The organism is Ferrimonas lipolytica (assembly GCF_012295575.1).
GTDB classification, from domain to species: domain Bacteria; phylum Pseudomonadota; class Gammaproteobacteria; order Enterobacterales; family Shewanellaceae; genus Ferrimonas; species Ferrimonas lipolytica.
The window spans coordinates 3,543,049-3,566,369 of sequence record NZ_CP051180.1; the positions used below are offsets into that span (position 1 = coordinate 3,543,049).

The 23,321-nt window shown below is 49.7% G+C and carries 20 protein-coding genes; 7 read left to right on the forward strand and 13 right to left on the reverse strand.

Annotated features, from left to right (window positions below):
* The first annotated feature begins 217 nt into the window (after positions 1-217).
* Entirely contained in the window at positions 218-760 is a 543-nt protein-coding gene (locus tag HER31_RS16030; RefSeq protein WP_168662073.1) for a CBS domain-containing protein, read from the forward strand.
* Between the two features lie 59 nt (positions 761-819).
* Here the strand turns inward: HER31_RS16030 and HER31_RS16035 are convergent, their stop codons facing one another.
* Positions 820-1,734 (reverse strand): LysR substrate-binding domain-containing protein, encoded by a 915-nt coding sequence (locus HER31_RS16035; RefSeq protein ID WP_168662075.1) that lies wholly within the window; start codon positions 1,732-1,734, stop codon positions 820-822.
* 179 nt (positions 1,735-1,913) lie between these two features.
* Here HER31_RS16035 and focA point away from each other — a divergent pair, with 179 nt between their 5' ends.
* Positions 1,914-3,350 (forward strand): formate transporter FocA, encoded by a 1,437-nt coding sequence (focA, locus tag HER31_RS16040; RefSeq protein WP_168662077.1) that lies wholly within the window; start codon positions 1,914-1,916, stop codon positions 3,348-3,350.
* 146 nt (positions 3,351-3,496) lie between these two features.
* Positions 3,497-5,986, forward strand: coding sequence for a bifunctional diguanylate cyclase/phosphodiesterase (locus HER31_RS16045; RefSeq protein ID WP_168662079.1), 2,490 nt, complete (start codon positions 3,497-3,499; stop codon positions 5,984-5,986).
* On the opposite strand, the gene HER31_RS16050 is transcribed toward HER31_RS16045, so the two are convergent.
* From HER31_RS16050 to HER31_RS16085, 8 genes are all read right to left on the reverse strand, one after another.
* A complete protein-coding gene (locus HER31_RS16050) occupies positions 5,892-6,857 on the reverse strand; it encodes an alpha/beta fold hydrolase (protein WP_168662081.1) in 966 nt (321 codons plus the stop codon). The genes HER31_RS16045 and HER31_RS16050 overlap by 95 nt on opposite strands.
* Positions 6,854-7,150 carry a DUF1244 domain-containing protein gene (locus HER31_RS16055; RefSeq protein WP_168662083.1) on the reverse strand — a complete coding sequence of 99 codons (297 nt, stop codon included), beginning with the start codon at positions 7,148-7,150 and terminating at the stop codon, positions 6,854-6,856. The genes HER31_RS16050 and HER31_RS16055 overlap by 4 nt, the downstream gene beginning before the upstream one ends.
* A gap of 2 nt (positions 7,151-7,152) precedes the next feature.
* On the reverse strand, positions 7,153-8,886 hold the full coding sequence (locus HER31_RS16060; protein WP_168662085.1) for a DUF885 domain-containing protein: 1,734 nt from the start codon (positions 8,884-8,886) through the stop codon (positions 7,153-7,155).
* Positions 8,887-9,008: 122 nt separating this feature from the next.
* Positions 9,009-10,379 carry an oxygen-independent coproporphyrinogen III oxidase gene (gene hemN / locus HER31_RS16065; protein ID WP_168662087.1) on the reverse strand — a complete coding sequence of 457 codons (1,371 nt, stop codon included), beginning with the start codon at positions 10,377-10,379 and terminating at the stop codon, positions 9,009-9,011.
* Positions 10,380-10,510: 131 nt separating this feature from the next.
* On the reverse strand, positions 10,511-10,978 hold the full coding sequence (locus HER31_RS16070) for a DUF2489 domain-containing protein (RefSeq protein ID WP_168662089.1): 468 nt from the start codon (positions 10,976-10,978) through the stop codon (positions 10,511-10,513).
* Positions 10,979-11,006: 28 nt separating this feature from the next.
* A complete protein-coding gene (gene yihI, locus HER31_RS16075) occupies positions 11,007-11,543 on the reverse strand; it encodes a Der GTPase-activating protein YihI (RefSeq protein WP_168662091.1) in 537 nt (178 codons plus the stop codon).
* 37 nt (positions 11,544-11,580) lie between these two features.
* Positions 11,581-12,267, reverse strand: coding sequence for a class I SAM-dependent methyltransferase (locus HER31_RS16080; RefSeq protein ID WP_338030605.1), 687 nt, complete (start codon positions 12,265-12,267; stop codon positions 11,581-11,583).
* Between the two features lie 1,012 nt (positions 12,268-13,279).
* Positions 13,280-13,906 carry a c-type cytochrome gene (locus HER31_RS16085; protein ID WP_168662093.1) on the reverse strand — a complete coding sequence of 209 codons (627 nt, stop codon included), beginning with the start codon at positions 13,904-13,906 and terminating at the stop codon, positions 13,280-13,282.
* Between the two features lie 175 nt (positions 13,907-14,081).
* Here HER31_RS16085 and yihA point away from each other — a divergent pair, with 175 nt between their 5' ends.
* Positions 14,082-14,717, forward strand: a complete 636-nt coding sequence (yihA, locus tag HER31_RS16090; protein WP_168662095.1) for a ribosome biogenesis GTP-binding protein YihA/YsxC — start codon at positions 14,082-14,084, stop codon at positions 14,715-14,717.
* Between the two features lie 490 nt (positions 14,718-15,207).
* Here the strand turns inward: yihA and polA are convergent, their stop codons facing one another.
* Complete coding sequence (gene polA / locus HER31_RS16095; protein WP_168662097.1) at positions 15,208-17,958, reverse strand: DNA polymerase I; 2,751 nt, start codon at positions 17,956-17,958, stop codon at positions 15,208-15,210.
* Positions 17,959-18,376: 418 nt separating this feature from the next.
* On the opposite strand from polA, the gene elbB reads away from it, so the two are divergent.
* Entirely contained in the window at positions 18,377-19,027 is a 651-nt protein-coding gene (gene elbB / locus HER31_RS16100; RefSeq protein ID WP_168662099.1) for an isoprenoid biosynthesis glyoxalase ElbB, read from the forward strand.
* A gap of 316 nt (positions 19,028-19,343) precedes the next feature.
* On the opposite strand, the gene HER31_RS16105 is transcribed toward elbB, so the two are convergent.
* Genes HER31_RS16105 through HER31_RS16115 form a run of 3 tightly spaced genes read right to left on the reverse strand, consistent with a single transcriptional unit; the run spans position 19,344 to position 21,089 of the window.
* Positions 19,344-19,790, reverse strand: coding sequence for a GNAT family N-acetyltransferase (locus HER31_RS16105; RefSeq protein ID WP_168662101.1), 447 nt, complete (start codon positions 19,788-19,790; stop codon positions 19,344-19,346).
* Complete coding sequence (locus HER31_RS16110; RefSeq protein ID WP_168662103.1) at positions 19,783-20,427, reverse strand: HD domain-containing protein; 645 nt, start codon at positions 20,425-20,427, stop codon at positions 19,783-19,785. The genes HER31_RS16105 and HER31_RS16110 overlap by 8 nt, the downstream gene beginning before the upstream one ends.
* Complete coding sequence (locus HER31_RS16115) at positions 20,427-21,089, reverse strand: 7-cyano-7-deazaguanine/7-aminomethyl-7-deazaguanine transporter (RefSeq protein ID WP_168662105.1); 663 nt, start codon at positions 21,087-21,089, stop codon at positions 20,427-20,429. The genes HER31_RS16110 and HER31_RS16115 overlap by 1 nt, the downstream gene beginning before the upstream one ends.
* A 224-nt stretch (positions 21,090-21,313) precedes the next feature.
* Here HER31_RS16115 and moeA point away from each other — a divergent pair, with 224 nt between their 5' ends.
* Both moeA and moeB read left to right on the forward strand, forming a co-directional pair.
* The gene (gene moeA, locus HER31_RS16120) at positions 21,314-22,525 is read left to right on the forward strand and encodes a molybdopterin molybdotransferase MoeA (RefSeq protein WP_168663417.1); all 1,212 of its coding nucleotides are present in this window, start codon (positions 21,314-21,316) and stop codon (positions 22,523-22,525) included.
* The gene (gene moeB, locus HER31_RS16125) at positions 22,525-23,277 is read left to right on the forward strand and encodes a molybdopterin-synthase adenylyltransferase MoeB (protein WP_168662107.1); all 753 of its coding nucleotides are present in this window, start codon (positions 22,525-22,527) and stop codon (positions 23,275-23,277) included. Before moeA ends, moeB begins: the two co-directional genes overlap by 1 nt.
* Positions 23,278-23,321: the final 44 nt, after the last annotated feature.

Sequence of the window (23,321 nt, forward strand, 5' to 3'; positions counted from 1 at the left end):
CCTCCGGGGATAAAAAAGCTGCTGAACCTTCATCATATAACTTGATGATGATGTTCAACATAATCAATTTCATTTATGTGAAGGCGAAATATACCGTAGAGCCAAGTTGAGGAGGGCGACGAGAGTCATTTAGTGATAAACGCCGGTTACTTCTCTTGAATTGATTTGTTGAGGTGCGAACACCTCACCGCAACCTAGGCTCGTTAAGGGGTACGTTATGGTATTAGATGACCATTTGATTATTGATGTAATGGAGCGTAACCCGCTAACTTTACTTGCAGATATGTCTGTTGCTGAAGCATTAGCACAGTTTGAACAAGCTAATGTGCAGGGCGCGCCAGTTGTTGATGCCGACAAGCGTTTGCTCGGTTTCTTCTCGGTGCACGATCTGCTGGTAAATCTATGGCGCCTTGATTACGCCAAGCAGCAACAAGCGGTGAGCGTAGCTTCTTTGATGACGACTGAAGTGCACACCGTTCGTGGGAGCGATAGCGTGCTGCAACTGGCAGAGTACATGAGCATCGATCACGATCAGCTATATCCAGTTAATAGCAGCGGCATGATGCTGAATATGTCTGACGCTGATTTAGAGCAGCGCATCCGCAACATGAAGGTCTCACGACCTAAGCAGTACCCAGTTGTGGCAGATGGCATCGTTATTGGTTTGGTTAACCGTGGTCACATCGCTAACCTAATGCAGGGCCTGTGTTACCGTGGCAGCGCTGAGCAAGAAGCAACAGATGCCAACCAAGTGGCGTAATACATAGAGTTGTATTGCTTGATAAAAAGAACGCTGGCCTAAGTCAGCGTTTTTTGTTTTTAACTATTTACCGGTTCGATCTGCATCGACTTAATCCATCGCAGCGATTCCGATTTAATGCAGTCTCGTAGTGGGTTATCGATAGCATCGGCGCGCCAAATAAAGGTCATTGACCGTCTCATGTTTAGCGCCGGTACCTTTAACTCAATCAGGTTTCCATTCTCAATCGCGTGCTTTACATCGAAGTAAGGCAAGCACGACAGGTAGGTGCCACTGGCTACCAAGCTTTTAATCACTCTTATCTGTTCAAATTCTCGGCGTACATTAAGTTGATCGAGATGGCCCTCAATCGCCTCTTCAAATATCGCACGGATTCCAGAGCCCTGTTCCCGTAGGACCCATTCTGCTTGCTCCAGCTGACTTAAGCTAACGCGTTTAAAGCGGGCATAAGGGTGGTTTTTGCTGGCAACAATCATCAAGTGATCCCGACACCAGATCTGTTGGGCTATCTGGCTGTCGTCGCAATTGCCTTCGATGACCCCGAGGTCATATTGATAGTTGCGGATTCCCTCTATCACCTGCTCTGAATTCTTCACCGACAAGGCGATGCGTAGTTGAGGGTAATCAGCATCAATATTTTTGATAACAGATGGGAAAATATGCTCGGCAGCGGTTTGGCTTACCGCCACGCGAATGTCGCCATTGAGGATCTGTTGTTCCGCAAAGCTGGCTTCAATCTGATTGATATCATGCAATATGGTTTTGCATTTAGGTCGCAACCAGTGGCCCCAAGTGGTTAGCGCCATGCGCTTACTTTTGCGCTCAAACAGCGGTTTACCAAGGCTTTTCTCTAACTGCATCAGTGCCATTGAGGTTGCAGATTGGGTTAGCGCGAGTTCGTCGGCGGCTTGGCTTACGTTGCCGGTTTTGGCAATCGCCTCGAATACAGCTAGCTGTTTGAATGAAAACGTCATGGGAGGCACTCGTCGATATCAAGGAAGATTACTGTCAGTCATTATCCACCATCAATTCCCTTGATAGCTATCCTCAGCATTATCAATTTCATATGTAAGTGCTTGCACGCGTAAGCTGCCGAGGTTTTTCACTGTTCAGTAATCCAATTCAATTGTGAATGTGTCACTCAGAGGTAGCCATGTCTATACCCGCACTAGGGAAACCGGAACCAAGTCAGTTTTCTCCACCGCAAATGATGGAGCAGGCGGAGATATTTGCCATGAGCAAAACGTCAAAACCGACCGGGGTTGCGATGGGCTTGGCTATCATGGCAGGGATATTCATCAGTTTGGCTTTTGTGTTTTACACCACAGTAACTACCGGTAACGCCAGTTTAGGTTGGGGTCTTAATCGCCTGATTGGTGGTTTGGCGTTTAGCTTGGGATTGATCTTGATTGTGGTCTGTGGCGGAGAGCTGTTCACCAGCACGGTACTGTCGTTAATTAACCGAGTTAATGGCCAGATCTCAACCAGTAAACTGGTAAGTACTTGGGCCAAGGTTTTTGTCGGTAACTTTATAGGTGCCGCCTTTTTGGTAGCTTTGGTGATGGGCGCGCAGCTGTACGCCAATGGCGCTGGCCAGTGGGGGTTAAACGCGCTGAATATTGCCCAACACAAACTGCACCATTCACCGCTGCAAGCGTTTAGCTTGGGGGTGTTGTGTAACATGTTGGTGTGTTTGGCTATCTGGATGACCTTCAGCACCAAGAATATTGGCACCAAAGCGATGTTGATGATGATGCCGGTGGCGTTGTTCGTTAGCTCTGGTTTTGAACACTGCATTGCTAACCTGTTTATGGTGCCACTGGGGATTGCGATTCAATCAACTGCTGGGCCGGAATTCTGGTTAACTTTGGGAGTTGATAGTAGCGTTTATGCCGACCTTACTTGGGGCCACTTTATCGTTAACAACCTGATTCCAGTAACCATCGGTAACATCGTTGGTGGCGCAGTGGTTGTTGGGTTAGGTTACCGCACTATCTTCCGGACATTACCAAAAGCTACGGCAACCTCAACCGCCACCGTTATCGACTTCTCACAGAAATTCAGAGCTTTTGCCTTACCGCTAGGACAACGTCGGATCAGCGACATAATGGATGCTAAGCCGTTGCTACTGCGTGGCGATCAAACCGTTGCTGCCGCCTGCGCAGAATTGCAACGGCTGCAACTTGAGGGGGCCGTCGTGGTTGATGCTAACCTAGCTGTGATTGGCTATTTTTCCCACCACGACGTGATGGTGGATCTGTGGCGCAATAATTATCAACGTCGCGATGAGGGTCGGTTGGTACAGCATGTGATGTCTACCGAGGTAACCAGCATTAATGGTAATGAGATGGTGCTTACCGTCGCTGAGCAGATCTGCATTGCTCCACAGCAGCTGTATCCGGTGAATCAGCAAGGTGCTCTTATCAACCCTAACGGTAATAAGCAGGCACCACACCTTAGTCAGTATCAGGATTATCCGGTTGTAGTAAACCAACAGGTTGTTGGTCGCATCAGCCGTCTGCATATTGCCAGCGTGATGCAAACCCTGTTTGAAAATAACGAGACTCAGCGTTCGCTTGAATCTGCTTAACAGGACGCTTAGATTGGTGATAGTCACCGATGTAATTGGCTACTATTGTGCTCCATCGTTTTTGGTCGCGACGAGCGGCGAAGACTTTGGAGCAACATCAATAACGGAGTATGATGCCCAACGCCGAACAAAAATAAGGATATTAAGTGGCTTCAGACCATCGTATAAGCAAATATTTGTCGCCAAAGCTTTCGCTATTGGTGTGCTTGCCGTTGGCTTTGATGCTGTGTCTATCTGCACTGGTGTTGGTTGATTTTCTCCAAGGCCGAGACATGATGCGCAACCACCTGCATCAGGCTCAGCAGCGATTGCTGTTACAGCAGGCTCGGCAGATTGAACAGTTGTTGGCGGCATCGGGAACCGCACGGATCCGCGATGTTGCCGAGCAGAGTTTATTGTCGTGGTCGCAAGATAAGGAGTTGCTCGAAGCGGCGATTATCGACCGCGAACAACGGATCTACCTTGGCTCTAGTTCGGCTTGGCGCGGCGGCCAAGCGCAAAACCTCTTGGATGGGTTTGAATCAGAGCTGGCGCGACAGTCGCTGCTCAGTGGCCACTACGTGATTGAATCAAAACCTGAGCGCGCCAGCGTGCAGATCTATTACCCCTTGCAGCAATTAAAACTTCACCTTGAACCACGATTAATCTATCTAGAACAAGATCTCACTGGCCTCAATAGCATCAGTAAGCATCTGTTTATCGAACGACTGGTTAAGTTGTGGAGCATAGGCTTGGTGTTGGTTGGCGGCATGGTGTGGCTAAGCTATCGCACCATCATCGTGCCACTTAAACAAATAACCGAAGCCTCTCGTCGTCTTGGTGAAGCGGATCTACCGCCGCCACAGTTGGGGCCGATTGCCGAACTGCACAAGTTTTGGCATCAGCTGTATAAGTCCAACAATCGCGTGCGTAAAGGCTATTTGCAGCTGGTAACCAGTGAGCAACGATGGTTGTATGCCATTGAAGGGATGAAGGTAGGGGTGTGGGATTGGCATGTTCGTGATGGCCATGTTTACCTGTCACACCACTGGAAGGCGATGCTTGGTTACCGCGATGATGAACTGTCATCCAGCTATGACGCTTGGGAGCAACGGATCCACCCAGAAGACAAAGACCGCACCTTAGCTTTGCTAAAACAACATCTGGATGGACAGTCCGGCATCATGGAGAGCGTGATCCGTCTCCGCCATCGTGATGGTCACTATATCTGGGTTATGGATCGCGGCATGGTGGTTGATTGGGATAGCTCCGGCAAAGCCAGTCGCATGGTTGGCAGCCATGTTGATATCACCGATGAGATGAATCGTAAGTTACAGGGTGCCGATGATGATCAGGCGGTGGCACGATTAGGGTTGGTTAATAGCCTCATTCCACTGGTTCGAACCGACGATGGGGTTGGTTATAGTGCTTTATTCTTCCTCGATATTGATGACTTTAAGCTGGTTAATGACAGCTTCAGCCACCTTGATGGCGATCAGTTGCTAAAGCAGGTACTGGTTCGGATCAAGAAACGTTTTGGTCACGCCAGTTTAATCCATCGCCTTCATGGCGATGAGTTTGTGGTGTTGATTGGCGGCATCGATCCACACCAGCAACCGGTGGTCGCACAGGTAAACCTATTTGCTGAGCAGTTGATGAAGTGTTTTGAGCGACCGTGGGTCGTTAACGGCACCCAAGTTTATCTTGGTACCTGCATCGGCATCAGCGTGTTTCAACCAAGCTCCAAGCTCGATCCCGAGGTGCTGCTGTCTCAGGCGGAGTTAGCGGTATACCAATGTAAAGAACTGGGTCGAGGCAGCTATCGTTTGTTTTCCAATGAGGTGCAACAAAAGACGCGCCAGCGTTATTGGTTGCGTGACTCCCTTAGCCGTGGCTTAGCACAAGGTGAGTTAAATATGCACTACCAGCCTGTGCTCGATAGCAGTGGTGAACTGCATGCGGCTGAGGCATTGATCCGTTGGTACCACCCTGAGCGCGGTGAGATCCCCCCAGGGCAGTTCTTACCGGTGGCTGAGCGCTACGGTTTAGCTGAGGCGCTGGCGGAGTTGCAACTGGCTACCGCCTGTCGTGATTTGGCGGTGTTGCGTCGTTATGGTTTGGATGAGGTGATGTTGAATGTCAGCTTACGCCAGTTGTCATGGCCGCAGTTTGTATCTCGACTTGAATACCATTTAGAACTGCAAGGGCTGGCGCCACAAATGCTGGTACTGGAGATTTCTGAGTACTATTTGCCGCAACTGACACCAGAAACTATTTCAGTGTTGGAGAAGATCAAGGCATTGAATGTGCGCATTGCCATTGATCACTTTGGAGCCGGTTATTTGATGCTATCGCAGTTACAACAGTTACCAATAAGTCAGATTAAACTGGATGCCCGCTATCTGCGTCACCAAGGCGACAGCAGCAGCGAAGCACTGCTACTGGCGCAAGCTAATGTTGCCAAAACCTTATCGCTGGAATGGATGGCCAGTGGTGTTGATGAAGAGTCTTGCTACCAGATGCTACGCCAACATGGTTGCCAACGCTTTCAAGGGCATCTGCTTAGCGCTCCTCGCTCACTGGATGAGTTGCTGGTGCTGTTGCGTCATCGAGGTCGTGCAGGGGCTGGGGCGCAAACCACTCCAACAACCGATTAAGTAGTGGCTGACGATAGTCGTCACTCTCCATCAATAGCTCATGCATGGCATCATCAATGCAGATAAGTTCATGTTGACCACGCTGTGCAAAGAGCCTAGCCGCCTTGTTATTTACCACTGTATCGGCACCGGCAATCGCCACTACCGTCGGAGTTTCTATTTGAATTTGAGGCCATTGCTGCTCAAGCGCTAACGCTTGCCGGATCCACTGTACACTTGGTGCCCCCAATTGCAGCTCAGGCCTATCTTGGTAAAGCTGTCGAAATGCACGGTATTGGTTTTCGTCATGGGTGTTGTCATTGTCAGCAAAGGGGATGGCTCGGTAGTTATGGCCACCAACGGCATACCCTTCCGGCCTGAGCTGATGCAACACGCTTAGTAGTGGTGAAATCACCCAACTTGGCGCCGGTAGTTGTACCCCAAACATTGGCGACGACAATAGTGCCTTATCGAAGTGGTGCGGGTATTGATGCAGATATAATGCGGCAATGGCGCCACCCATCGAGTGCGCTAGTAAGTAGCGTTGGGCCGGTTTGTCTGGAGTAACGCGTTCGCGGACGAACTTAACCATATCCGCCACGTAATCACGGAAATGATGTACATGGCCAATGTGCCGGTTGGTAAGCATCCGCTCTGATAACCCTTGGCCGCGATGATCCCACAAATAGAGGCTATAGCCTTGGTCATATAACCACTGCACCAATGGCCAGTACTTCATGTAGCTTTCAATACGGCCACTGCACAATACGATAGCTCCACGGCTTTGGGGCGCGCGCACAATGCAGTAGCGGATGTTTACCCCTTTTACGCCAGCAAAGTTGCCATGCTCAGCCTGTTGCCAGAGCTCGGTAACAGTAACGCTATCGGTCATGTGGTTAGGTTATGCTGACGGGCGTTGTAAGCTGTCAGTTGCTCATCGGTCGCCTTAGGTTGGTGGTTGGCCTTCCATTCGCTGTAAGGCATACCATAGATGGCTTCACGGGCATCATCATCGCTTACGTCTAGGCCGTGATCGTCGGCAGCGGCTTTGTACCATTTAGATAGGCAGTTACGGCAAAAGCCGGACAAAATCATCAAATCGATATTTTGCACATCTTTGTTGGCATCGAGGTGAGCCAACAAACGGCGTAATACCGCCGCTTCTACTTCGGTTTTTTTATCCATGGTTATGCTCCTTGCCGCGCGGCTATCCACGCATTAATTTGTTGTTCTAGTTGAGTCATTGGTAGTGATCCACCTTTGAGTATCTGATCATGAAACTGGCGGATGTCGAAATCCTCGCCAAGCTGTTGTTCTGCATGGTGACGTAAACGCCATAGAGTCAATTCGCCAATTTTGTATGAAAGGGCCTGCCCAGGCCAACCAATGTAGCGGTCGACTTCGGTGGTGACGTTGTGTAGTGACAATGCAGTGTTGCTGGCTAGATAGTCGATGGCTTGTTGACGGCTCCACCCTTGCGCGTGCATACCGGTATCAACCACCAAACGGCAGGCCCGCCACATTTCATAGGTTAAACGTCCAAAATTGCTGTAGGGATCGCGGTAGAACCCCCCTTCTAGTCCTAGTTTTTCCGAATATAAACCCCAACCCTCACCAAAGGCACTGATGTAGTAGTTACGGCGTAGTGGATGCAACGCTAACTCTGAGGCAAGGGAGATCTGCAGATGGTGGCCAGGAACCGCTTCATGCAGAGTTAGTGCTTCCATCTCGTACAGTGGTCGCTTATCCAGAGCATAGGTATTGACCCAATAGTATCCTGGTTGGTCATTACCGCTGGAACCTGAATAGCGGCCAGTGGTGTACTTAGGGGCTATCTCGGTTGGTACAGCTTTCACCCCATAGGGAGTGCGGGGGAGTGTAGCGAAGAACTTTGGTAGCATCGCATCGGCTTGCTTGGACAGGTGGGCGGCGTAATACAGCAGTTCATTGGCCGTTTGTGGATAGAAGCGTGGGTCGGTGCGTAGGTAAGTTAGAAACTCAGCGAAGCTGCCATGAAAATCCAACTCCTCAATGACCGCCGCCATTTCGCTGCGGATCCGTGCTACCTCGGTAAGTCCAAGTTGATGCACCTGCTCGGCGGTCATATTTAAAGTGGTGAAGTGGCGGACGCGATTGGCGTAATAGTCGTTGCCATCTACTAATGCACTGGCGGCAATGCTGCTTCTTGCTGCAGGGTAGTAGTGGTTTTGATAGAACGCTGCAAAGCGCTGATAACTTGGCACGACCTTGGTGGTTACTGCATCTAAGCCTCGTTGCTGCCATTGACTGCGATTGGGGAAGTCGTCGCTGAGGTTGGCAAATGGTTGATAGTAGATGTTGTCTACCGGGGCCGTAATAAATGCATCGATACTCTGCTCAAACCCTATTAGTACCGCCTTAGGCACCGTGTTGCCACTGTTGATCCCTTGCTGTAGCCAGTGGGTTTGCTCTGTGAAATAGCGTGGTATTTGCTCTAAACGAGCAAGATAAGCTGCCGCTTGGGTTTCATTTTTCAGCTGCTGACCTCGCGCCATTTGCGCTAGGTAGGTATGAAAGCCACCCTCGGCAGAGATTGGTCGATAGTGTTCATGATAGCGATAACTATCGACGCCATTTTGCAGCTGATGTTTAACGATGGCGAGATTGGCTTGTTGCTCCAAGTTGAGCTGGGCAACATCAATGGCGTTGGCTTGGTCGAGCAGTAGCTGTTGCTTAGTGGCGATGGCGCTAAGGTTTTCCGGGCTGAGATTCGCCAATTGACTGGCAGCTGCGACATTACCATATCGCTGTGCCAGCGTCGGTTGGCTAGCTAGCTGTAGCTGCCAGCTATCATCCAATAGTTGTTCAACTTGATATTGAGGTGCGGGGGAATTAGCACAGCTGCAAAGCAGTGCGGTTAGCAGTAGTAGCGCGACTCTCATCAACCTGTTCCTTAGGTTTGGTACGGTAGTCCTAGTTACTGCTAGTGTACGAGAGGCTATCGCTGAACACAAAAACGGCGCCCAAGGGGCGCCGTTGTTATCGCAATGTTTAGTGCGAGCGTTTAGATCACGCGACTGAACTGCTGCTGGCGGGCTTTTTCACGCATGTAGCGGTCAAAACACATGCAGATGTTGCGGATCAGCAAGTTGCCGGTAGCGGTAACGCGGATAATATTACCTTCGTGTTGAACCAGTTCGTCGTCGATAAATGGCTTAAGCAGCTCAATATCGGTAGCGAAGTATTCATCGAAGTTAATATCCCACTCTTGTTCAATAACGGTTTTATCCATTTCAAAGTGACAGATCAGCTGTTTGATCACGGCACGGCGGATAAAGTCATCGCGTTCTAGTGAGCAACCTTTGATCAAGGCGGTGCCTTGAGCATCGATAGTGTTGTAGTAGTCTTTCAGATCTACTGCATTCTGAGCGTAGGCGTTGCCAATGCTCGAGATAGCCGAAGCACCAAGTCCCAGCAGATCCGCATCTGGCTGAGTGGTGTAGCCTTGGAAGTTACGGTGTAACTTACCGGCGCGTTGCAGCTTAGCGAGTTCATCATCTGGCTTAGCGAAGTGGTCCATACCGATAAATTGGTAGCCATCTTCAGTCAGGATGTTGATGCTATTTTCTAAGATCTTCAGCTTTTGCATTGGGGTTGGCAGATCTTCGTCGTGGATCTTACGCTGTGCAGCAAAACGATGCGGCAGGTGAGCGTAGTTAAATACACTTAGACGGTCTGGAGCCAAGGCCTTAATGCGCTCAAGGGTTTCGTTGAAGCTCTCTGGAGTCTGGTGTGGCAGACCGTAGATCAGATCGACGTTGGTTGAGCTGAAGCCTTTTTCTTTGGCTGCTTTGAGCAGGTCAAAGATAAATTGTTCGTCCTGCTCGCGGTTAACCGCTTGCTGAACCTTCTTGTTGAAGTCCTGTACGCCAACAGAGATGCGGTTAAAACCAACCTCTGCCAATACGTCCAGGGTTGAGATCTCAATCTCACGAGGATCAATCTCGATTGAGAATTCACCTTCGTCAGCAAAGTTAAATTGCTCTTTTAGCAGGTTGGTCAAACGACGGATCTGCTCTGGGTTTAAGAAGGTAGGTGTACCACCGCCCCAGTGCATCTGGGTAACGTTGTACTGTTGAAAGTGAGGAGCACGAGCTTTGATTTCACGCTCTAGGTAATCAAGGTACTGATCGGCCTTATGGGCATGACGTGTGATGATCTTGTTACAGCCACAGTAGTAACACAGCTTGTGACAGAACGGCACGTGGATGTACAGAGACAGGTTCTGCTTATCTGAGCCGACGATCGCTTGTGCTAAATCATTCTCGCTAAACTCTTTATGAAACTCTACCGCGGTTGGGTAGGAAGTGTAGCGTGGACCGGAGTAGTTATACTTCTCAATCAACGCTTGGTTCCAACTGATCTTGTCCTGCACCTAAGCTCTCCTCTTTCAGGTTGCAGTAATTATGCACCTTTTACGCAATCTCGCCACGTTATGACTGACGGGCTTTAACAGGATGGGATCAAGCTCAAAAAATCACAAGTGAATGGATTTGTTCAAGATCTCTATTTTGAGAGGGACTGTGCGCGCCAACTACTATCCGCCAAAATAGCTACATCTGTGCTAATTGCAGGACCAAGAACTGCTTGGTGATGCTCCAATTCCATGTCCAGCTTACGGCGCTCCAGCTTAGGCAACGCTTTGCGTTGTTCTAAGATTGGCTGTGTGCTGATGGCATCATAAAGGGCTTGGAGGTGGGGGAATTGCTGAGCTAATCGCTCAGAGTCGGCCCCGGGCACGGCACGGAGTAGGTTAACTAACCGCAGCGCCGCTTCTGCTGGCTGGCACTGTTCTGCTAGCGCCGCTTTGGCGATTTGCTGAATCTGCTCTTGCAGGTGCAGCTGTCGCGCTGCGATTTTGGTACTACGCTGTTGTTGTTGCTGTGCTACTTTGCGCCACAAAATGGCCGCGTATACGGCCAACGCCACCACAATGGCGATAGCCGCAACAATTAAACTTCCCTGTACGGACATGCCTATAATTCCCGTAGACCTTAAACCGTTAGTCTTTAAATTGGTCGAGTAGGTCGCTGCCTTGTTCGAATTGCTCGAATAGGTCGAGTTCGCTATCGGTAGTACTCGATTTTACTGGAGCCGCTGGCTCTTCTGCTGGCAGATCATCGCTGATCCCAAGCTGATCCATCAGCACGGCAATGCGCGCTAAGGTGCTGTCTAACCAGAACTGATCCGCTTGGCTTAGCAGTTCACCACCTTCAACCTGATCCAATAACTGGCTCAGACGTGGGCTCTGCTCAAGTTTGGCGAGCTCTTGCTCTGGCTTCATCGCGGGTTTAACTACAGATGCTTGCGCTGCATCCATAACTAAAGCAATAGGCTTTTTGCTGCCATGGCGTGGGTCTTTCTTTTCTACGTTGGCACCAGTAACGGCGGCACGTACTTCAGCGCCGCTGTGGCGACTGCCAGTAGCTTGGCCTTTACCGGCTTTTTTGCTGAATTTAACATTGGCTTGCTTCTTTTCCCTTGGTGGGCGAGCGGGGCCATTGGTGTTCACTTTGCGAGATCGTTTAGCTCGAGTCATAGGGTCTGTCTCCGTTTGGGCGGGCGACTCTACCAGATTATGCTGATTTTTGCAGCAGAATGATGTCGTTGCCGAGGATTTCTAAGCGTAAGTTGTGTTGTTTGGCTAAATAACGAAAGGTTGCTTCGCTGAAGAAGCTGACGTGAGTCGGATCGTTCTTATAGTGCCACTGTGCAAACGCGTCCTTATTGCGCACCAGTTTGGTCATTATGCCAAGGTAACCACCGGGGCGGATCAAATTGAGTAGCAGATGCCATTCTCGGCGCGGTTGGTAAAAGTGTTCAATGGCCTCGGTGCAGGTAACAAAGTCATATTGCTGCTTGAGTGGCGAGCGGTCTGGAACGAAATAGGGATCATAGAGGGCCATTTCGTGCCCCGCGTCAGCAAGCATTAGCGATAAGGTTGGGCCTGGACCACAGCCAAAGTCTAAGCCTTGTTGCTGCAACGGCAGGCGTAGCAGCAGTGGCGCAGCTAAGCGGTTTAAGAATTTGCGGTAGCCTAGATCATCTGGGTTATTTTGGTGTTGGTCGTAGATCTGCTTTTCTGCTGATGCAGGCAGCAATGCTGCAGGATCGGCAAACACTAACTTACATTGCGGGCATTGAAAGTAATGGCGGCGTTTATCTTGATGATAGTGTTGCGGATCAATGTGCTGGCACAGCGGGCAGAGCATGGACATTCCTAACATAACGGTGGTTAGGCGAGTATATAATACCAATTCCACTAAATCTTTGATCATTGTTGCTGGTTTAAATCACCCCCAAACTGCGTTTACGAGTGCACGGTTAGCGCGACTAGCAGTTGGAGCGGGTGGTTTGTTTGATGCGATCTGTTCGTCGCAATAACAGCTTAAATACGTAATGGAATTGGCACCAGCAGGAAATAAAAAAGGCGACAGATTGCTCTGTCGCCTATTGGTGTCAGCTGACACCCCTCCAATTTATTATCCGAGCATCCTTACCCGCGAAGAGACGTTCCCAGTCTAGTCCATTTATTGAATTGAGCTTCCGTGCAATAAATGTTGTTTTTGGTCAATCCTGACACTTTCTTATTCATCCTTGATGGATGTCTTCCTTTACTACTCAGCCAATCCGGCGAGCTCGTCATCCTGACGATTATGAGTAACACTTCCGTGTTGTCCCAGTCCGTTGGGGGCAGATCTTACGATCTGGTCTAACTCCTGACAGGTCGGTTGCCGTGCTCACATCCTGTGTGCCTGTGCTTTCGCAGCAGTGGTACCAACTCTTGTTGGAGCTCACTTTACCTGCTTTGACTTAGATCGCAACTTTTTTTGCAGGGTGATTTGTGTCACGTGCGAGTGTCATTTTTCTAAGTCACTAAAAAAGTTAAATTAATGCTCAAATGTTAACAAATAAAAGGGGGAAACCCTTAACTTGTTAATGGTCAATGTCTTACATGATTTTTGGGTTGATATTTAGGCTAAATGGGAGGCCGACTGCGATTCATTGCTATTTTGACCAAAATAGCTAACCACATTTAGTGCTTACCACTATTGGGGAGCAAAAGTGTCTCGTTTCTCCACCTGACTGGAGTAAGGATATTCTAATGAAATTACGGTTGAGTGGCTTTGTTGTTACTTGGTTAGCGATCGATGGATAGTCGAGATTGATGGGGTTACTGTCATTGATCGCAAGCGTAGTTCTGCAAACTAAATTAGCGCTACAGCAAACTAAAAAGGGAGCCTGAGGCTCCCTTTGTTATTGTTAAGCAAAACGCTATTGGGCGTTGAGGTAATGAGACAAGGCGTTGATGTCATCGTCACTGAGACGTTTGCTGATGTCGCTCATCATACCGTTCATGTCGTTATTACGAGCACCACTGCGGAACTTCTCAAGTTGAGCTTTGAGGTATGAAGTGTGTTGTCCAGCTAGTGATGGATAACCTGCTAGTTGCATACCTTGGCCAGTGACGCCGTGGCAGGCAACACAGGCGGTAACCTGACGCTCTGGATCGCCACCTAAGTAGAGTTTCTCGCCAGCGGCAATTAATTCAGCGTCATCGCTGTTGCCGGCACTGGTTAGTTGGCCTGCGTAGTAGGCCGCAACGTCAGCCATATCTTGCTCGGTTGCAAGCATCATCGCCATTGGGCTCATTACCGGATCATTGCGACCCTCTTTACCACCGCTGGTGGCCGCTTTTTTTAGATCGATAAGTTGTTTTAGCAGGTACCCTTCATGCTGTCCTGCAAGTTTCGGATAGAGGTCGATCGGGCTGTTGCCGTCGGCACCGTGACAGGCCGTACAGGTTGCAACTTTGGCTTTGCCAGCTTCGGCGTCACCAGCGGCTAAGGCTGGGGTGGAGATTGCCGCTACTGCGGCCAGAACTACTGCAAACTTTTTCATAACGTTCCAACTTGTATTATCGCGAGCGATTTGATTCCCTGCTGCATCGCTCGCCTGATAAACTAGAGGGAGCATGCGCATCGCATTTTACACAAATTTAGATCCAGATCGAATAGCTACTTAATTCTGTGACTTAAAACGGAATGGCGGTCGATCTGGATCAATGGAGAACACAGTGACTGATCAAATTGTTGATTTTCGTCGGGCCAGTTTTGTAACTAGTGCCCCAGACATTACCCACCTACCTGAAGATGTGGGTATGGAGATCGCGTTTGCCGGTCGCTCTAATGCTGGCAAGTCCAGTGCCCTTAATACCTTGACCGATCACAAAGGTCTGGCACACACCAGTAAAACCCCAGGTCGTACTCAGCTGATCAACGTGTTTCGCTTAGACGATGAACGTCGCCTAATCGATCTGCCGGGCTATGGTTTTGCCAAGGTTCCGCTAGAGATGAAACTGCAGTGGCAAGAGAAGCTCGCTCAGTACCTTGAAGAGCGTCAGTGCTTACGTGGTTTAGTGGTGATGATGGACGTACGTCACCCATTGAAAGATCTCGATTCAAATATGATTGCTTGGGGGGTTGCTGCTGAAATGCCGGTACTGGTACTGCTAACTAAAGCAGACAAATTAAAACAGGCAGAGAAGAACAAGGTCTTAAGAAAGGTAAAAGAAAACCTGTCTGAGCTTGGCGGTGAGATCACCATTCAGCTGTTCTCTTCGTTGAAGGGTACCGGTCGCGAGCCTGCTCTGCGAGTACTTAATGGTTGGTTCCAGCGTCACAGTGATATTGAAGCTGGATTGTCTGAGTAGCGAAAAAAGACAAAAAAAACCGGTGTTGAGAAGGCTCAACACCGGAACATTAAAAGCTAATTTGGGGAGAAGCTTTTTAAAAAACGATAACAATATCAACTAACCCATTGGGCGACTTGACGTGTTAACTATAGCGCAACATTTAGCCGAGTTAAAGTTTTTGCTCTAAATTTTTGAGTGCACTGTATTGGTCTGAAAAATCGTTATTTAAACTTACTAACGACTTCCTTTGGTGAATTTTAGAGTCAAAAAAACCCCAGTCTTCAAAGAAGACTGAGGTGCCAATTCTGGCGACTGACCCAAGGGGTCAATCAAAAACAGGTTTGAAAGATTAACCGAAGTTCATTACACCGAAGTGCAATTTGTTCAGCAATAGAACATCTTACCTCTGTACCCTACCCCCGAAGCTTAACCAAGCCTGTTGTTGAGGGTAAAGCGCTTTCACTAGCAACTGAATAAATCTGCGGTTTGGGTCGCAAAGTGCTCACTGTTAGTGAGCTTCGTCCCAGTTGTCGCCTAGGCCCGCTTCTGCGATCAGTGGGACTGCTAATTCCGCCGCTGATTCCATCAACTTAACCAAATGAGCTTGGTGTTTTTCAATCACACCCTCTTCAATCTCGAACACCAATTCATCGTGTACCTGCATCAATAGCTTAATCTCAGCGGGTTCTTGGTTGTTGATGTATTGGTGTACTAGCAACATCGCTTTTTTGATGATATCAGCCGCGGTTCCTTGCATTGGCGCGTTGATGGCTGTCCGCTCGGCTGCCTGTTGGCGCATCTTGTTGCGGGCGTTGATCTCAGGCAGATGCAAGCGACGGCCAAACAGGGTTTCAACAAACTGCTGATCGTGTGCTTGGGCACGGGTGTCATCCATGTATTTCAGTACCCCAGGGTAGCGATCGAAGTATTTATCGATGTACTCCTGCGCTTCATAACGTGGAATATTCAATTCTTTGGCTAAACCAAAGGCGGACATGCCATAGATCAAACCAAAGTTAACCGCTTTGGCCTTGCGACGCATATCTGTGGTTACGTCATCAAATTCGACATCAAACACTTCAGCAGCAGTGGCGCGATGGATATCTTTGCCATGAGCAAAGGCATCCAACAGCCCTTTGTCTGCAGAGAGATGGGCCATGATCCGCAGTTCGATTTGAGAGTAATCGATAGCCAGTAGCTTATAGCCTGCTGGGGCAATAAAAGCTTGCCGAATACGGCGTCCTTCTTCGGTACGGATTGGAATGTTCTGCAGGTTTGGGTTTGAACTCGAAAGCCTGCCGGTGGCAGTTACCGCTTGATGATAACTGGTGTGGATCCGTCCCGCAGCAGTGATCAGCTCAGGTAACTTATCGGTATAAGTGTTTTTCAGCTTGGCCAGTGAGCGATGTTCCAATAGCAGTTTGGGCAGTGGGTAATCCAGCGCTAACTCCTGCAGCACCTCTTCTGCGGTAGAGGGGGCTCCCTTAGGGGTTTTCTTTAGTACTGGGTACTCGAGCTTTTCAAACAGAATGGTTTGCAATTGCTTGGTCGAGGCCAGATTAAAGACTTCACCGGCAATGTTATGGGCTTCGGCTTCAAGCTCATTTAAACGCATCGCAATGGTGCTGCTTTGTTGATGGAGCATATCGCCATCAACCATAACCCCATTACGTTCCATCGTTGACATGGCAGTAACTAGTGGCAGCTCAATCTCATTAAATACCGCTTCACAGCTTGGCACACTGGCCAGCAGTGGTTGCAGGGTTTGGTGGAGACGTAGGGTGATGTCAGCGTCTTCTGCAGCATAAGGCGCCGCTTGTTCCAGCTCGATCTGGTTGAAGGTTTTCTGTTTAACCCCTTTACCGGCTATCTCTTCAAACTTGATGGTCTTATGGCCGAGGTACTTCAGCGCCAAGTCATCCATGTTGTGTTTACCGGCGGTGGAGTTGTAGCAGTAACTCTCCAACATGGTATCGAAGGCAACGCCGCGTAGGGTGATGCCATAATTGGCCAGTACTGACATATCGTACTTTAAGTTTTGGCCAATCTTTTTCGGAGAGTCATCCTCCAGCAGCGGCTTGAGCTTAGCTAAAGTGGCGTCGAAATCTAGTTGTACTGGGGCGCCGTCATAATCGTGGGCCAATGGCAGGTAAGCTGCTTCACCGGCTTTTACCGAAAATGATAAACCAACCAGTTTGGCTGCCATGTAGTCGATGCTGGTGGTTTCGGTATCAACGGCGTACAGCTCGGCGTCTGTCAGTTTGGCTATCCACTGATCTAGCTGAGCTTCGGTCAAAATGGTTTGATAGTCGACCTCGATCGCTTCAACCGTTGCCACTTCACCGGTTTGCACATCCACTTTGGTAGCAGCAGGTGCCGCCGCACCGTTATCGAGCACTTCAGCTAATAAGCGACGGAACTCCATCTGACCATACAGTTTGGCCAGTTCATCATTGTTGGCCGCTTTGATATCAAGATCATTGGGGCCCTGTTCGAGCTCAACGTCAATCTTAATGGTGGCTAATTGGTAAGATAGGAATGCCGCATCTTTGTGCTCAGCCAGCTTTTTAGGCATGGTTTTGCTGCCCCGGAAACCTAGTGGTACCACAGCATCAATGTCTTGATAGATCTGCTCTAAGCTGCCGATCCCTTGCAACATTGCCAAGGCGGTTTTCTCACCGACACCGGGTAAGCCCGGGATATTGTCGACTTTGTCGCCCATCATCGCCAACAGATCGATGATTAGATCGGGGCCGACACCAAACTTCTCTACCACACCAGCTGGATCGAGCACGGTGTCGGTCATGGTATTGACCAAAGTGATCTTATCGGTCACCAGCTGAGCCATGTCCTTATCGCCAGTGCTGATCAATACGTCGTAGCCAGCGGCTTCCCCTTGGCGCGCCAAGGTACCAATAACGTCATCGGCTTCGACGCCAGAGTGAACAATCATCGGCAGCCCCATGGCGTCGATAATGGCGTGCAGCGGTGCGATTTGGCTGCGCAAATCGTCAGGCATCGGTGGACGCTGAGCCTTGTAGTCGCTGTACATCTCATCGCGAAAGGTTTTGCCTTTGGCGTCAAACACGACCGCCATATGAGTAGGCTTATATTGGCGCACTAAGCTGCGCAACATGTTTACCACGCCATAAACCGCTCCAGTCGGCTCTCCTGCTGAGTTGGTTAGGTGTGGTGGCGCATGGAAGGCGCGGTATAAATAGGAGGAGCCATCGACGAGGATCAGGGGTTGGTCGGACATGGTCAGGACTGAGTTATTGAGTAAAGGACTAGGATGCCACGACCATCACTTCCAAGCCAGTGATTGAATTGGTGAAAATCTGTGGATAACTTTGTGAACAGTCACTGTGGATAACGATTTTTATTTTTGTGATCTTGATCGCCAAGCAGGATTGAAGTCCAGTAACCATGCGGATTACCGGTTTAAATCTAAGAGATATCGGATTTGGATAATACGACAACTACAACTGTGGATATTGCGTGTCATCCTTGACAGTAACGAGCGGATAAAGGAACAACTATTAAGCAGCTTAGGTTATGTCGAGATGTAACTTAGCACAAAAAAACATCAGTTCTATAGTGGTAACATAAAATTGTTAAAACGATTTTTTCTAACCGCACTAAAAACGCAAAATTTGTGGAATAACAAGGAGTCTGCCATGAAACGAATCGCGGTAATTTTAAGTGGTTGTGGGGTGTATGACGGCACTGAGGTACATGAGGCGGTACTTACCCTGCTGGCCCTGCAGCGAGCTGGGACACAGGTGCAGTGCTTTGCGCCAGACAGAAATCAGATGCACGTTATTAATCATCTTACCGGAGAGGTAATGGCGGAGATGCGCAATATACTGGTTGAGTCTGCCCGTATTGCTCGCGGCGAGGTTAAAGCGATTGCTGAATTGAATGTGGCTGAGTTTGACGCATTGATTGTTCCAGGCGGCTTTGGTGCAGCAAAGAATCTCTGTGACTTTGCCCATGCTGGTACTGGGATGCATGTGGCCGACGATGTGAAGCAGGTATGTCGTGCCTTTGTCGATGCCGGTAAGGTGAGTGGTTATCTGTGTATTGCACCGATTATGTTGCCGCAGATTGTGGGGGCAGGCACGGTCGGCACCATTGGTGACGATGTCGATACGGCGGCAGCGTATACGCTGATGGGCGGACAACACCAAAGCTGCAGCGTGGCACAAGTGGCGGTCGATACCACCAATAAAGTGGTCTCATCCCCTGCTTATATGCTGGCCGGTGACATCGGTGAAGCAGCTCAGAGCGTTGATGCACTGGTTGATAAGGTGCTGCAGCTAGCCTAGTAACAGCCATAAAAAGGGCTGTGTACCAACGAAGTGTTGTGCTAACCAATACGGTTAAAGCATCGACTAGGTGTGTTCCGATACGAGCGATAAAGCACTAGCGCTATTGATCTTCTGCCGCATTGGAGTGGTCCCGAGAAGCTCACCTTTGGGTGCCGTCGCTACTGCGACATAGCCCTCTCAAACGCCATAATCGGTAAAGCTGAAGGCTTGAAATACATCTCAACAGCTAACTGCAACACAGCCTAAAAAGCTAGCGTAACGCTAGCCTTTGGTTGGTCGATGATGCCTGTTGCAGCAGTTATCGAAGCTGTAATTACGCACCAATGTGTTTGGCAAATCGAATGCGATAATCGAGAGAGCTGTCGCCTTTCTTCATCAGCTCGACAATATGAAATCCATTGCCGAGTAATAGCCGCAACTTGGCAGGATAGCGGTTGCGGCTTTTTACCGTAATCCGTTCGAAGCCCTGCTGTTTGGCCCAATGTTGTAGTCCCTCTAACAACATTGAGGCTAACTTAAGGCCGCGAAACTGTGGCACAACCCCACTCATCCACAGGTAGAGCTCTTGTGGAGAGTTGGCGTAAGAGGCGTAGAAACCTGCGGCCTCCCCATCTACCTCAGCAATCTGAATTAGATAACGCCCCTCTTGCAACCGACGATGGTATTCGTCGGCGCCATAGGGGTTATCGAACTCAGGGATCTGTAGGCTTAGCGCCACCACTTCATCAATCGAGCCGTGACGCCACGCCAATTCACCCATGGCCAAGTTCCAGCATCAGCTGATCTAGATATTGCTGCATAAACTGCCAACGACGCTGACCCTCAGCTTTACCGGCTTCGGTGGTCATAGATCCAGGCAGGTGTTGCAGTTTGACGAAGAAGTGGTCGATGTTGAAGTTGTCATCGTCCAGGGAGCGTAGCTTAGCTAGTGGATCTGTTGGGTGGTAAAGATCTCGCTCCCACTGACCACCAAGCATTAAGCAGCGAGACAAACCGATGGCGCCGAGCGCGTCTAATCGATCGGCATCCTGAACCACCTTAGCTTCAATGGTTTCGCACGGTACGCCAGCTGACCAGCTATGCGACACGATAGCGTGGTGAATCGCATCCAAGTGTTGAGATGGGTAACCGTACTCATCCAACAGCTTAATGGCCTTATCGGCGCTCAGCTTAGAGGCTTGATCGCGACGCTCATCACGCTTATCAACCAATACCACGTCGTGTAGCCATGCTGCCGGTAACACCACCGCTAAATCGGCACCTTCGGCTTGGGCTAATTGCTTGGCAGCCACGGCAACTCGTTCGATGTGGCTTACATCATGGGCTCCGTCGCGTCCTGCCGCTTCGGCCCAAGCATGGCAAAGTTGCTGCCATGAGGCGTCGAATGGATGGTTCATTAATTCTCCTGAAAACGATGCTTGTTCGAAACCAGAATCTTATCAGTCAGAATTTTTAAAAATACGCCATAGACCGGCAAAAATAGAAACAAACTGATCAGAAGCTTGAATCCATAATCTACGGTTGCTATCTCCGGCCAGTGGGAGGCCATAAAGGCATCATTGCTGGCGTAAAATGCGATGGAGAAAAACACCAAGGTATCGATAAAGTTACCAAAGATGGTTGAGCCTGCTGGGGCGAGCCACCAACGCTTGTTAGCGCGCAAGCGAGCAAACACCTTGATGTCCATTAACTGGCCAAATAAGTAGGCTGCAAAGCTCGCAAAGGCGATACGAGCGACAAAGGTGTTAAATTCAGACAGGGCGGACAGGCCGACAAAGTTACCTTCAAACCACATTACTGATATCAGATAAGAGATCACCAATGCAGGCATCATGGCGCCGAAGATAATCTTACGAGCTGACTGGGTACCAAAGATCCGAACCGTTAGGTCAGTCGCGAGGTACACAAAGGGAAAACTGAAAGCGCCCCAAGTGGTGTGCATGCCAAACAGTTGGAATGGCAGCTGCACCAAGTAGTTACTGGCAGCAATAATAACGACGTGAAAGCTGACTAAGATCAGCAGTGCGCGCTGTTGTTGCGCGGCTGAGAGTTGAAGCATCAAGTTGTACCTTTTTAGTTTACTGGGGTGAGGGAACCCAGACTTCTTGTTTACGCTACCTGTTGGCGAGCGAGGGCGAAATTATAGGCAGATCTTTTTTTGGTGCAAGTCTTTCGTGATCTTCATAAGATAAATCTCATTCGGTGGTGGCATAATCGTCATCACTTTCTCTTTAGCAATAGGATCTCAGACAAGTGAGCGATTGTTGTAGTCAGCCAGGCCTAATGTTGCCGGCACAAGCGTTGGAGCTGATGCGCGAGCAGATAACTCCCATTCAACAGGTTGAGTCCGTTGCTTTAGAGCAAGCTGCGGGGCGGATTTTAGCGGACGATATCTACTGTGCTATCGATCTGCCGCCGTTCGCCAATTCCGCGATGGACGGCTATGCGGTTCGAAGCAGTGAAGTTGCTGCCGGCGCCACGCTAACGGTTGCTGGTAAGTCTTTTGCCGGGATCCCGTTTACGGGGGAATGTGGAGTGGGTGAATGCGTGCGGATCATGACCGGTGCCTTGTTGCCTGAAGGGCTTGATACCATTGTGATGCAGGAGCAAACCGAAGCCGCTGGCGATCAAGTCACCTTTATGGCTGACGTTCGTCATGCTCAATTTGTTCGCGGCCGCGGTAGTGAGCTCAACGCGGGCACGCAAGTGTTGTCCAAAGGGCAACGAGTTGATGCTGGCGCCATTGGCGTATTGGCGACCGTTGGCGTTGCTCAGGTGCCGGTTTATCGTCAGTTGAAGGTGGCACTATTTTCTACCGGTGATGAGCTAAAGGCGCCGGGCACTGAGCTGGCAGCTGGCGAAATCTATGACTCTAACCGTCATGCACTGCGCACCATGCTTACAGCCATGGATGTTGAGGTGATCGATCTGGGCGTTATCCCTGATGATCTTGATCTGGTTCGAGCGGCTTTTGCCAAAGGCGATGAGCTGGCGGATGCGGTGATCACCTCTGGCGGTGTTTCTGTTGGTGAAGCGGATTACATCAAAATCGTGCTTGATGAGTTGGGGCAGGTGAACTTCTGGAAGCTCGCCATTAAGCCGGGTAAACCATTTGCTTTTGGTCAGCTCGCCAACAGCTGGTTCTTCGGCTTACCGGGTAACCCGGTTTCGTCGATGGTGACTTGTTACCAGCTAGTGCAACCGATGCTGTCTCATCTTGGTGGTGAATCCGAGCGAACCAAGCTGCTGCTCAATGCCACGCTAACAACGTCATTGCGCAAAGGCCCAGGCCGTCAGGAGTACCAACGTGGCGTGTTAAGCCAAGCGGCGGATGGCAGCCTCCAAGTTGCAGCTACCGGTGCACAGAGCTCTGACATGACCACCTCAATGGCCAAAGGGAACTGCTTTATTGTGATCCCACAAAACAAGCAGGATCCGCAGGCGGGCGAAACGGTTCAAGTAGAACCATTCAATGGCGTCCTTGGGGGTCACTGATGGAGGATATTCTTTCTGATCAGGAGCTGCTGCGTTATAACCGTCAAATTGTTATCCGTGCCTTTGATATGGATGGCCAAGAAGCGTTAAAGCAAGCCAAGGTATTGGTAATCGGTGCCGGCGGTTTGGGCTGTGCTGCAACTCAATATCTAGTGACCGCCGGAATTGGTGAGATCACCTTAGTGGATTTCGACCACGTTGAGTTGTCCAACCTGCAGCGTCAGGTATTGCATCGCGATGCTCGCATCAACGTCAATAAAGCGGAATCTGCGGCGATTGAGCTGCGTCAGCTTAATCCACACGTTACCGTTAATGTGATTGATCGCCTGCTGGAACAGCCTGAACTGGCGGAGCAGGTGCAGCAGCATGAGGTAGTGCTGGATTGCACCGACAACGTCAACACTCGCGAAATGTTGAATAAATGCTGTTTTGCCAGCAAGACGCCGTTGATCAGCGCAGCGGCTATCCGCATGGAAGGGTTGGTGACGGTATTAGATTATGCTGCGGATAAGCCGTGCTACCAATGTTTCTCTGCAATGTTTGGTGATCAGCAGTTAAGTTGCGTTGAATCCGGCATTCTAGCACCAGTAGTGGGCATGGTTGGCTGCTTGCAGGCCACCGAAGCAGTGAAGCAGCTCAGTGGCATGGGTAAAACCCTCTCTGGCCGTATCTTAATGATCGACGCCATGACCATGGAGTTTCGCGAGATGAAGCTGCCTAAACGACTCAATTGTCCAGTTTGCTCTGGCTAGCTCTAGATGTTGATCTAAGAAGAAAAACGCCCTGCATTTACGTA